Genomic DNA, 11,644 nt, shown 5'->3' with positions numbered 1-11,644 from the left:
CCTCTCACCCGCGCCTAGGAGCGCGGCGACGCGTCGGCCAGCAGGTCGGCCAGCTCGGCGTCGGACAGGTCGTACTGGTACATGGTCTTATAGTAGGCCCTGGTCACGTCGGCGATGGTGTCGTCGAAGCGATCGGGATACAACAGACGCGGCAGCCACTGCATGCCCATGAGCTGGTTGACCGTGGGCGGGTTGTTCATCCAGCAGTAGGGGTCGTCGGGCACCTGGTAGTAGCGACCGGAGCCGATGGCGGCGATGCCGGCCCACGCCGGGTCGTCCCCCACCGTGTCGTAGATGCTGCCGGCCTGGAAGATGATGAGGTCGGGGTTCCACAGCGCGATCTGCTCGAGGCTGATCTCGTTGCCGTTGCCCTTGCCGGACACGTCGTCCACCACCACGACGTTGTCGGCGCACATGTCGATGACCTGCCCCTGGAACGACGTCTTGGCGATGGCGTTGAGGCCGTTGGCGCCGAGCAGGTACGCCATCCTCACGCGCTCGTCCTCGGGGATGGTCGCCATGACGTCCTCGACCTTCTGGTAGGAGGCGCGGCAGTAGGCGGCCAGCTCGTCGCCGCGGTCCTCCATGCCGAGCATCTCGCCCAGGCGCTCGTAGGCCGCGCCGTAGTCGGACAGCTTCGCCTCGATGAACACCACGGGGATGCCGAGCTGCTCCTGCAGCGCGTCCAGGTCCTCCCTGGCACCCTTCTTCGCCTCGCCGGTGTCGATGATGACCTGCGGGTTCTCGGCGGCCACGGCCTCGCGGTTGAGGTTGTCCTTGGCGCCGAGCACCGCGCCGAACACGGGGTAGCCGGCGAACTTCTCACCGAAGATGCGCAGCTGGTCGTCGTTGAGCTCCTGGGCCAGGCCCACCATCTTGTCGGGGGCCATGGTCAGCAGCACCTGCTGGGCCGTGAAGCCCGACGGGCAGATGCGGTCGATCTGGGCGGGCAACTCCACCTCGCGACCCAGGTCGTCGGTGAAGACGTAGGTCTCGGGCGCGGCGGGCGCCTCCTGCGCGGGCGCGGCGGGGCGGTCCTGGCCGCCGGAGCAGCCGGCCAGCCCGAGGACGGCGCCCGCTCCCAGGGCGGCGGCGCACAGCAGCGCCAGCAGTGCGGCGGCGGGCCTTCTCAACGGAGTGGACATGATCGGTTCCTTCCTTCCTTGTTTCCGCTGTCGGTCAGCGGCTCTGCACTTCGCGCACAGGCACGCAGACGCGCACCTTGTCGCCGTAGAGGGAATTGACCTCGACGTCCACGGCGTAGAGGTCGCTGATGAGCTCGGAGGTGATGGTGTCGTGGGGGCTGCCGAAGGCGCGGACGCGGCCGCCGTCGATGACGAGCGTCTTGTCGGAGTAGAGGAACGCCTGGTCGGGGTTGTGCGTGGACTGGATGATGGAGAGCCCCTCGCGCGCGAGCTGGCGCACGCAGGACAGCACGCGCACGGTGTTGCCGTAGTCGAGCGCGCTGGTGGGCTCGTCCATGATGATGGTCTGGGCCTGCTGGGCGATGGCGCGGGCGATGAGCACCAGCTGCTGCTCGCCGCCGGATATCTGGGTGTAGGCGCGGTGGGCCAGCCGTTCGATGCCGATGCGCTCGAGGGCCGCGTAGGCGCGCTTGACCTGCGCCTTCCCCGGGTTGCTGAGCATCTTGAGGTCGCTGCCGGTGGCCATGAGCACCACATCGAGCACCTCGTAGTCGTACACCGGCGCGTGGGACTGCGGGATGTAGGACACCTCGCGCGCCCGCTCGCGCACCGACAGCCGGCGCAGGTCCTGGCCGTTGACCAGGATGGTACCCCGATAGCCCTGGTTGAGCCCCAGGATGCAGCGGAACAGGGTGGACTTGCCCACGCCGTTGGGCCCCAGCACTCCCACGAGCGCGGCGTCGGGGACGGCGAAGCTCACGTCGCGCAGCACCTCGTGGCTGCCGTAGGCGAAGCTCAGGTTGCGAACCTCGATGCTCATAGCTTCTTCCTCCGCGTGATGAGGAACAGGAAGAACGGCGCCCCCACGAAGGCCGTGAGGATGCCGATGGGGATCTCGGCGGTGGTGGCCAGGCGCGCCACGTCGTCGACCACCAGCAGGAACCCCGCGCCCATCAGCATGGACGCCGGGATGAGGCGGCGGTAGTCGGCGCCCACCATCATGCGGCACAGGTGCGGGATGACCAGGCCCACCCAGCCGATCATGCCCGTGACGCAGACGCTGGCGGCCGTGACGACGGTGGCCGCCACGATGACCACAACGCGGATGAGGCGGGCGTTGACGCCCAGGGTGGCGGCCTCGTCGTCTCCCATGGTGAGGACGTTGATGCGCCAGCGCAGGGCGAAGAGCACGGCGCACCCCGCCAGCATGAGGGGAAAGACCGCGGCCACCGAGGCCATCTTGGCGCCGGTGAGGCTGCCCATGAGCCAGTAGGTGATGTCGGCCAGCTCGTCGGTGGGGTCGGCCACCAGCTTGGCGTAGGACACGCCCGCCTGGAACAGCGAGCTGACCATCACGCCTGCCAGCACCACCACCATCATGTGGTTGCCCTTGGCCCGTGCGCTGATGAGCAGCACGAGAAGCACGGTGAAGAGCGCCATGGCGAAGGCGAGCAGCGACACGCCCACCGATCCGAGGCCCAGCAGGATGGCGACGGCCGCGCCGAACGCGGCGCCCTGGCTGGCGCCGAGAATGTCCGGAGACACGAGCGGGTTCTGGAAGGTGCCCTGGTAGGCGGCGCCGGCCACGGCCAGGCAGCAGCCCACCATGAGCGCGAGCAGGATGCGCGGCAGGCGCACGTTGAAGAAGAGGGTCGCCTGCTGGTCGGTCCAGGTCTGCGGGAGGGGGACGACCTGGTCGACCAGCAGGGCGACGGCTTGGGAGGGGTCGATGGGGTAGCGCCCCAGCAGGAGGGAGGCGCCGGCGGCCAGCACCGCGAACACGGCGAGCCCGACGATGACGAGGCGGCCGCGGCGCGCGGCGCGGGATGCCCGCGGGCAGCCGCAGCCGCCGGGCGACGCAGCGGCCTCGGTACCCGGCGCGGCGGGCGACGCGGCGACCCCGGTGCCTGGCGCTGGGCGCGTTTCCTCCCCCATGGCGTCCCCCTTCCCTCGTTATGATTATTCTTATTTATGAATAATCTTTAGTGAGGATAATATAACGCCTTTGATTATTTTTCAATGAGAATAATGATGAGGAGGCGTATTGATGAGCGACGGGCGGCGATATCCTGGCAGCCAGCGGCAGCGGGTTGGGAGCTAGGCGAGACTGAAGGCGGCGAGGACGGCGCTGCGGGAGGCCTCGTCGGGGGCGATGGCCCGCGCGCCGCCCCAGGCGGCGCCGAGGCGCTCGGCCGCGCGGTCGGCCAGGCGGTCGCGCGCCACCGCCAGCGCGTGGGGCCACGCGGGGCGCGGGCCGCGATCCAACAGGGCCAGCGCCTCGACGAGGCCGCCGCCGCATTCCAGCTCCAGGCGCCCGAGCTCGTCGACCACGAGCAAGCCGGGGGCGACGCCCGACGCGTCGGCCAGCGGGGCGAGGGACGCCAGGTGGGCGTTCACGTGGGCGAGGGCCGCGTCGTCGATGGCCCAGCCCAGCTGCGCCTGGGCGCTCTGGCTGGCAGCATCGGCGATGCCCGCAGCCTCGGCCAGGTCGCGCCGGCGCGCGAAGGGGATGCGCTCGCCCTGGGGCAGGAGCACCTGGTCGATGCCGCGCTTCTCGAAGCCGTGGGCGTCGGCGCGCGGCCCGTCCGAGGCCACCCAGTCCCCCGGCGCCAACACCCCGCGCACGGGAACCCCCGCCGCAACGAGGTCGCCCGCCAGCCCCTCAAGCCACCGCGTCTTCCCCACCTGGATCCGCCCCGTCAGTACGAACAGCACCGCGCATCCCTTCTCGCAAGATTATCCTCGGATAAGGATAACAGATGGAAGGCAGGGAAGAGCAGAAGTCCTCGCCAGGCACCCCTCCCCCACGTGCGCGCGACAGCCCAACGCCAGGCGCCCGCCAACGGCGCGCTTCCGAGACGGGGGGGCAGCGCGCTGCCGGGGAGGCGCCCTCCCCTCCTCGGGGCGCGTCTCCCCCCCCCTCTCTCTCCTCGGAAGCGCGCCGTTGGCGGGCGCGTTGGGAGAGCTACCGCGCGCAGCGGTAGCGCTGGCGGCGCTGGGCGCTCCCCTAGCGCGCTTCCCCTAGGCGGGCGAGGCGGGCGGCTTCTTGCTGGGCGTAGGCGGGGTCGGTGGCGAGCAGCTCCTCGTAGGTCTTGCCGCGGCCGCCGAGGGCCCACTCCCTAAGGCGCGCCAGCCTCGAACCCTCCGGGCTCTTCTCGCCCTCGCTCTTCCCGCGCCACTCCTCCTTCTTCGCCAGCGCCACCACGGCGGCCGCGGCGATGCGCAGCTTGGCCACGTCGGTCACGCGCACCTCGTAGGCGTCCCCCATCCCCCGGAACAGGCGGCGGCTGACGTGCACCTCCTTGCGGCCCGTCTTCTCGTTCACGAAGTCGAGCGGGCACGTGGTGAGCGACCCGCGGATCTGCCACAGGCGCCCCTCCAGGTAGTAGTGGTCGAACAGGCGGAACGTGCGCAGGGCGTGCTCGTGGCGCTCGAGCTGGATGTAGTACGACAGCGTCTGCGCGTCGGGCTTGATGACGCAGTTCTCGCCGCCCATGCGGCCGATGAAGCGCACTTTCCCGCGCTCGCTCGACCAGTCGCCGCGCACGTGGTAGAGCGGCGTGCCGTCCTCGAAGAGGATGTCGAAGTCATCGTGGCGAGAGAGGGCGTCGGCGGGCAGGTAGACCTTGTTGTTCTTCACGGCGGCTCCTTCGGGCGGGGACAGGTCGCCCGAGTATAGCCGCCGCGGACGGCCAGGCCCTCGACCCGTGGGGGCGAGAAGGGCGCCCAGCGGGCGCGGGCATCGTCCTCAGAGGGCGAACTTGTCGCGCACGCGCAGGAGCTTGCGCCGCCAGGGCACGTAGATGACCAGCAGGAACACGACGGTCGACACGGCGTGGACCAGGTCGAAGGGCAGCCCCGCGCCGTAGACCAGAAGCGCCGTCTGCCAGGTGATGGGGTGCGTGAAGCCGACGAGGGTCCACGAGTTCATGAGCAGGCCGAACAGCAGTCCCGACGCGAACCCGTAGGCCATGAGCACGCCGCGGCGCTCGAGAAGGCCGGCGTCGGCCAGCACCCCGGCCAGGTAGCCCACCAGGCCCCAGGCGTACATCTGCCAGGGCGTCCAGGGCCCCTGGCCGAAGAAGAAGTTGGACACGACGGCCGCGAGCGCGCCCACCATGAAGCCACAGCGCCGGCCGAACACGGCGCCGGCCAGGATGCACACGGCGCTGACGGGCTTCACGTCCGGCGTCGCCGCGAACAGGATGCGCCCCGCCGCGGCGAGCGCCCCCAGCACCGCCGTGGGCACCACCTGGCGCAGGGCCGGCCTGCTACGCTCGAAGCCGGCGAAGAACAGCCCGAGCGCGCCGGCGGCCACCGCGAAGGTGAGCAGCGCCGTCTGGTCGAACTGGAACCACCCGCACACCACGAGCGCCACCGGCACCGCCAGCAGCACGAGGGCCTCCAGGGCGGCGGGGAAGCGGCGGCCGGCGGCCCCCTCGTCGCGCGCCGTCATCGGCCCGCCCCCCGCTCACCCCGCGGGGCCGCCGGGCCGTCGGGCCACCCCGCATCCTGCGCGTCCCGCGAGGCTGTCGGGCCGTCGAGCTGGCTCCCCTCCCCCGCGAGCGCGGAGGCCCGCTTCCGCGCCCCCTCCTTCTCCTCCTGAGCATCCCATAGGATGGTGAAGCCATCGGGCTGGGGGCGGTAGAAGAGGTTGCGCTCGCAGAACTCGGCGGGAGGCTGGGTGCAGGCCACCTCACCGTCGAAGAGCATCGTCATAGTGTCGGCCACGCGCGAGGCGAAGGCCACGTCGTGGGTGACCAGCACGATGGTGCGCCCCTCGGCGCGCAGGTGGCGCAGGATGCGCGCGATCTCCAGGCGCGAGGGCGCGTCGAGCCCCTTAGTGGGCTCGTCCATCAGCAGCAGCCGCGGCTCGACCAGGAGCAGCTTCGCCAGCGCCAGCTTCTGCTGCTGGCCGCCGGACAGGTCGTAGGGGTGCCGGTCGTCAAGCCCCGCGAGGCCGAGCTGGCCCGCGACGCGCGCGATGGCGTCGGGCCCGTAGCCGCCGGCGTCGGCCCACTCGGCCAGCTCCTCGGCCACCGTGTCGCACACGAGCAGCATCTTGGGGTTCTGCGGCAGGAGGGCCTGGTCGGCGCGCAGGGCGTTGGCCAGCTTGCCGCGCTCGAGGCGCAGGGTGCCGGCGGCGGCGCGCAGGAGCGTCGACTTGCCGCAGCCGTTGCCGCCGACGATGGCGTGGATGCGTCCCTCGCCCAGCGTGAGGTCGAGGCCGCGCAGCACCCAGTCGGCGGCGCGGTCGTAGCGGAACCACGCGTCGGAGAAGCGCAGCGCCGGGGCGCCCTCGGGGGCCGGGGCGCCGGCCGCGCGTCCGCCCGGCACGCCCGCGGCCGCACCCGCCAGCACGCCGCGCCCGCCCGACACGCCCGGCAGCGCGCCGGGCCCGCCCGGTGCCGCCGCGCTCGCGGCCGCCGCGCGCTCGCTGGCCGCGCCCGCCGCGCACCCGCCTTCCGCGCCTTCCCTTCCCTCCCCCGCTATTTTCCCGCGCCCATAGCGGAACTCGTCGAGCGAGGCCGGCGCCACGCGGCCGCCGACGACGCGCGCGGCCATGGTGGCGTAGTCGACCATGGTCTCGGGGCTGTGCGTGGCCACGACCACCGTGAGCCCCAGCTCGCGGTTGAGGCGGAACAGCGCGTGGAGGAAGCTCTTCTGCGCCACCGGGTCCAGCTGGGCGGTCGGCTCGTCTAAGAGCAGCACCGACGGCTGCATGACCAGCACCGACGCCAGGCACACGAGCGCCTTCTGGCCGCCGGAGAGCTCCTCGGCGCTGCGGCGGAACCACGGCTCCATGCCGAAGAAGTGCGCCACCTCGGCCACGCGCCGGCGCATGTCGTCCGGCGGCGTCCCCAGGTTCTCCAGGCCGAAGGCCAGCTCGTGCCACACCTTGTCGCAGACTATCTGGTTGTCCGCATCTTGGGACACGTAGCCGATGCGCGGCTCGCGGCCGCCCGCGGCGAGGGGCTCGCCTCCCAGCAGCACCGCGCCCGCCCGCTCGCCCACGGGGGCCAGCTCGGGCTTGGCGCAGCGCAGAAGCGTCGTCTTGCCCGACCCGGTGGCGCCCACCAGCACGGCGAAGGCGCCGGCCGGCACCGACCAGTCGACGTCGGCCAGCACAGGGGAGCCGTGGGGGTAGGCGAAGGTGAATCCGTGGTAGGTCAGCGCGTCCATCGCAGGCGCTCGCCTCCAATCAGGGCACAGGGCAGGAAGAAGAACAGGGCGTAGGGCCCGTAGCCCCACCACCAGGAAAGCGGCGTCAGCGTCGGGTAGAAGCGGAACGACCCCACCGCCGCCACGGCCACGGCCGCGGACAGGGCGGCCAGGCCCAGCACCGCCGCCATGAGCGCGGCGTCGCGGCCGCGGAAGCGCTGGCGCTGGTAGGTGGTGCGGCGCGCGCCGGAGGCCCAGCCGCGGGCGCGCATGGAGTCGGCCGTCTCCAGGCTGTCCTCCATCGACCAGCCGACGAGCACCGACATCTGGCGCAGGCCGGACGACAGCGCGGCGCGGCGGCCGCGGGGCGCCGCCTTCGAGCAGGCCGCCTGGGCATCGGCGATAGCGCGGCCGCAGCGGCTGAACCGCGGTACCAGGCGCAGCGCCATGGACAGCATGAGCGCCAGCGCCGGCGCGCGGCCGCCGAGCGCCGTCATCACGCGGTCGGCCGACAGCACCGCCGACGCGGCCGCGAACCACAGCAGCGTCGCCATGAGCAGCGCGCCCATGGCCGCCCCGTAGGCCAGACTCTCGCCGTAGAGGGCGAAGGTGCCCACGCGGGCGAGCTCGGTGGATCCCTGGGCCGCGAACAGCGGGTTCGCCACGGCGATGACCAGGAAGAGCGGCACCTGCCAGCGCAGCTCGCGGGCCACGGCGCGGGGCCCGCGCAGCAGCGCGCCGCAGGCGAGCGCCCCGGCCAGCGACAGGCCGATGAGCACCGGCTGGAAGGCCGCCATGGTGAGCGCGAGCGCCGCCGCGAAGAACGCGAGCGGCACCGCCGGGTGCACCGCGTCGAGGACGGCCGCGCCCGCCGGGGGCGCTGCGGGGGCGGGGACGGCGGACGTTCCGGACGCGTCGTCGCAGCGGGTGCGAGCGCCGCGTGGGCGCTGGGCGCCAGGCGCAGTCGCGCGGGCGCCGGCGTCCGGGGCCACGCGGCCGCCCGCCCTCCCCGCCTCTGCCGCGCCCGCCGCGGGAGCGCTAGAGGTCATTGCCGTTGTCCAGGGTGTACACCCAGCGCACGGTATCGCCAGCAGACAGCTTGTAGGCGGTGCACGACTTCTTGGGATACGTCCCGTTGACGCCGTACATCCACCCGCTGCCCGCGCCGCAGGAGAACTCGGCCAGGCCGCCGATGGAGCGCACGTAGCCGCCGGACATGTTGACCGACAGCCCCGTGGCGACCAGCGCGTCATAGGCCGTCGCGCCCGCCGGCAGGGTCACCGAGCGCGCGGCGGCGCCCACCGAGTAGCCCGAGGGCTTGGCCTTGGACCCGTCGACCGACACGGTGACGGTGATGGTGGACGGGGCCGGCGGCGGAGTCTCGGCCGGCTTCTCCGCCGTGTCGCCGGAAGACCCGCCCGAGCCGCCCGACGAGCCGCCGGAAGAGGCGGGGGGCTGGGCAGCCGTGCCGCCCGAGGAGGCCGGGGGCTGCGAGCCGCCCGAGGGGGCCGAGCCCGAAACCGGGGGCGTCTCGGCCGAGCCGGCAGCCGGGGCCTGCGGCTCCTCGGCGGCGGGGGCGTCGCCCTCGGTCGCGGCGGGCGGCTCCTCGGCCAGGGGCTCCTCGGGCGCCTCGTCCAGGTAGTCGTCGAGGACGGCCGCCACGCCCACCTCCCTGACGGGCACCGTCGTGGAGGCCCAGGGGTCGACCGTCGCGCCCTCCTGCGAGAACGCCCCCAGGGCGACGCCGCCCGCCGCGAAGACTATCACGCACGCCGCGCACGCCGAGGCCACCACCACCGGCACGCGCGAGCGCCGCGGGGCCGGGGTGACCGGCCCCCCGTCGTCGGCCGCCGCGGGGGTCGCGGGGGCTGCGCCGCCCGCAGCCGCGCCGCCCGCAGCGCCCTCCCGTATCCTCTCGGGGACGACGCGCTCGTCCGCCCCCGGCTTGCTATCCACCGTCATCATCGGCTCCTTCGTTCCGTACGCGGTTACGCGAGCACCCGCCGCGCGGCCGGCTGGCGGCGCAGCGGGCAGGCAGGGTCGCGCGCCTACGCGGCCTCGCGACGGCGCGCCGTGGCCACGCAGGCGGCGGCGCCCAGGGCCAGCGCGGCCACGGCGCCCGCGGCGCCCAGCCCGTCGTCGCCCGTCGGCGCCAGCGCCGTCCCCGCAGCCGGCGCCTTCGCCGCGCCCTCATCCCCCGGCTCCCCCTGAGCCGGCGGGGTGACGGCGGTCAGGTCGTAGGCATCATAGGCGCCTCCCGCCTTCTGATAGCCCTGGTTCGCCGCCAGGGCCAGCAGCACCGTGGCAGAGGCCATCGTCTCGTTGCCGATCAGATCCTCGTCGAGGGCCCTCGCATAGCCCGCAAGGTCGTCGTCAGCCAGGGCGATCGCGAATCCCAGCGGAGAGGATCCGTTGTCCGTCACCAGGGAGAGGGGGTCGACGCCCAGGGCCGCGAGGGCCACCACAACGTTAGCTGTGGCGTCCAAGTTGCCCTGCGTATCCCCCGGATTGTAGGCGAAGCTGCCATCGGGAAGCTGCATGGCCCTGACGGTTGCCACGGTCTTGTCAATGACCTTCGACACGGCAGGCTGGGAACGATAGGGAATGAGCGCCAGGATGGCCTGCGAGGCAGTCTGCGAATCAGGGCTAGAAACCGTGAACAGACCGTTATCCTGCTGGCTTGCGACAAGGTAGTCGACGAGATCCTGCACCGACATCGCGCACGAGCCCTGCTCGTAGCCCGCGTCGCCGTAGACGGGCAGGATCATGACGGCATCGTAGACGCTCATCGCGTCCTCGGATATCAGGGCCTCCATCTCGGCGACCAGATTGTGCGTGGCGCCCCCCATCGGCGCCCTCGTGCAGTCTACGCCGGCAGCCGTGAGCGCCAGGATGTACTTCGCCAGGGCGCCTGCGCGAATGGGAGCGCCGTTGGCCTTCTCGTAATCGGCGAGGCTAGCCAGAATGGCGCTTCCGTCGATGCTCGCGCCCAAGCCGAGGTCATTCAGGGCTATGGCCGCGAAGGCCGTGGTGTTGTCGATAGCCGCCTCGGCGCCGCCCCGGGAGAAGCGCGCCGCCAGGTTCTGTTGGAGCGAGGCCGCCTTGGCCGCGTCGTACTTGCAGGTGGCATAGGCCGAGTCGTCCGGCTTGGGATCGGGAGCCGCGACCCCCTGGACACCGTAGGCGAAGGCGGTCTCGGTGCCGTAGACGTACTGGTAGCTGCCGCCCGCCTTCAGCGGCGAGGAGGCCATGGCGTCGTCGTAGTTGTCGGACGACCCGTCGGCCATGGTGGTCCAGAAGGCGCCGGTGGCCGGGTCGTAGCCCTTGCCCAGGAAGTAGGGCGAGTCGTAGGTGAGGCAGAACGCCCGGTCGTTTCCGGCCGTCTCCGCCAGGTCGGCCACCTCGGTGAAGCCGGCCGCCTTCAGCATGTCGAGCACGGTGCTGCCGGGGGCCATGTTCTCGACGGCGCCGTTGTAGACCACCTTGCCGTCCACAGCGTCGAACACGGTGAGGGCCGCCGGGAACGAGGCCTTCGCCAGGGGGTCGGGAATAGCATCGCTGTAGGCGAAGCTGGTCGCGGTGCCGTAGACGTACTGGTAGCTGCCGCCCGCCTTCAGCGGCGAGGAGGCCATGGCGTCGTCGTAGTTGTCGGACGACCCGTCGGCCATGGTGGTCCAGAAGGCGCCGGTGGCCGGGTCGTAGCCCTTGCCCAGGAAGTAGGGCGAGTCGTAGGTGAGGCAGAACGCCCGGTCGTTTCCGGCCGTCTCCGCCAGGTCGGCCACCTCGGTGAAGCCGGCCGCCTTCAGCATGTCGAGCACGGTGCTGCCGGGGGCCATGTTCTCGACGGCGCCGTTGTAGACCACCTTGTTACCGTCGGTGGCATCTACCACCGTCAGGGCGACGGAGAACTTGGCCGCAGGCAGCGGATCGGGAATGCTCAGCTTCCCGTCAACGACGGTGGGAGCCACCGTCACGGCCGACGGGGCCGCCTTCGTCCTCAGCTGCGTCATCGGCTGGGCATCGACAGCCGCGCTGGCAGCCTGAAGCTGAGCCGCGGGAGCCTTCGCCGAGGCGTTCTTTGCATCCTCTTTCTGAGAAGACGCCTCCCCCTTCCCAGGCTGAGGATCGTTCGCACCGAGTTCCTCGGTGACCGTCTGCTTCTCGGCTGCCGGCTCGGCGGCGCTGGCGGGGGCGACGGGAGCCAGGCCCAGGCAGAGGGCCGCCGCCATCACCATCATGAGCAGTTTCTTCAGGGGTGTTGCGCCCGATGAGGGCGCGGAAGTGCTTCCAACCATAGTCGGAACCTCGCTTTCCAGGGCTTGTACGCGATGGACGGG

The 11,644-nt window shown here is 72.0% G+C and carries 10 protein-coding genes; all 10 read right to left on the bottom strand.

Annotated elements, in window-relative coordinates; genetic code table 11:
* Positions 1 to 14 precede the first annotated feature (14 nt).
* Positions 15 to 1,145: an ABC transporter substrate-binding protein gene (locus LPT13_RS02235; RefSeq protein ID WP_242163053.1), complete on the bottom strand. Its 1,131-nt coding sequence runs from the start codon at positions 1,143 to 1,145 to the stop codon at positions 15 to 17.
* A gap of 34 nt (positions 1,146 to 1,179) precedes the next feature.
* Complete coding sequence (locus LPT13_RS02230) at positions 1,180 to 1,965, bottom strand: ABC transporter ATP-binding protein (protein ID WP_242163051.1); 786 nt, start codon at positions 1,963 to 1,965, stop codon at positions 1,180 to 1,182.
* Entirely contained in the window at positions 1,962 to 3,080 is a 1,119-nt protein-coding gene (locus LPT13_RS02225) for a FecCD family ABC transporter permease (RefSeq protein ID WP_242163049.1), read from the bottom strand. Before LPT13_RS02225 ends, LPT13_RS02230 begins: the two co-directional genes overlap by 4 nt.
* A gap of 162 nt (positions 3,081 to 3,242) precedes the next feature.
* The gene (locus LPT13_RS02220; protein WP_242163047.1) at positions 3,243 to 3,860 is read right to left on the bottom strand and encodes a hypothetical protein; all 618 of its coding nucleotides are present in this window, start codon (positions 3,858 to 3,860) and stop codon (positions 3,243 to 3,245) included.
* A 292-nt stretch (positions 3,861 to 4,152) separates the two neighbouring features.
* Positions 4,153 to 4,785 (bottom strand): LURP-one-related/scramblase family protein, encoded by a 633-nt coding sequence (locus LPT13_RS02215; protein ID WP_242163046.1) that lies wholly within the window; start codon positions 4,783 to 4,785, stop codon positions 4,153 to 4,155.
* Between the two features lie 108 nt (positions 4,786 to 4,893).
* Positions 4,894 to 5,601 (bottom strand): ECF transporter S component, encoded by a 708-nt coding sequence (locus tag LPT13_RS02210; protein WP_242163045.1) that lies wholly within the window; start codon positions 5,599 to 5,601, stop codon positions 4,894 to 4,896.
* A complete protein-coding gene (locus LPT13_RS02205) occupies positions 5,598 to 7,328 on the bottom strand; it encodes an ABC transporter ATP-binding protein (RefSeq protein WP_242163043.1) in 1,731 nt (576 codons plus the stop codon). The genes LPT13_RS02210 and LPT13_RS02205 overlap by 4 nt, the downstream gene beginning before the upstream one ends.
* Complete coding sequence (locus tag LPT13_RS02200) at positions 7,316 to 8,356, bottom strand: energy-coupling factor transporter transmembrane component T (protein ID WP_242163041.1); 1,041 nt, start codon at positions 8,354 to 8,356, stop codon at positions 7,316 to 7,318. The genes LPT13_RS02205 and LPT13_RS02200 overlap by 13 nt, the downstream gene beginning before the upstream one ends.
* Positions 8,346 to 9,269 (bottom strand): DUF4430 domain-containing protein, encoded by a 924-nt coding sequence (locus tag LPT13_RS02195; RefSeq protein ID WP_242163039.1) that lies wholly within the window; start codon positions 9,267 to 9,269, stop codon positions 8,346 to 8,348. Before LPT13_RS02195 ends, LPT13_RS02200 begins: the two co-directional genes overlap by 11 nt.
* 86 nt (positions 9,270 to 9,355) lie before the next feature.
* Positions 9,356 to 11,545, bottom strand: coding sequence for a prenyltransferase/squalene oxidase repeat-containing protein (locus tag LPT13_RS02190; RefSeq protein WP_242163038.1), 2,190 nt, complete (start codon positions 11,543 to 11,545; stop codon positions 9,356 to 9,358).
* Positions 11,546 to 11,644 lie beyond the last annotated feature (99 nt).

The organism is Adlercreutzia faecimuris (assembly GCF_022669055.1).
GTDB lineage: Bacteria > Actinomycetota > Coriobacteriia > Coriobacteriales > Eggerthellaceae > Enterorhabdus > Enterorhabdus faecimuris.
This window is presented reverse-complemented; position numbering and strand designations above follow the sequence as displayed.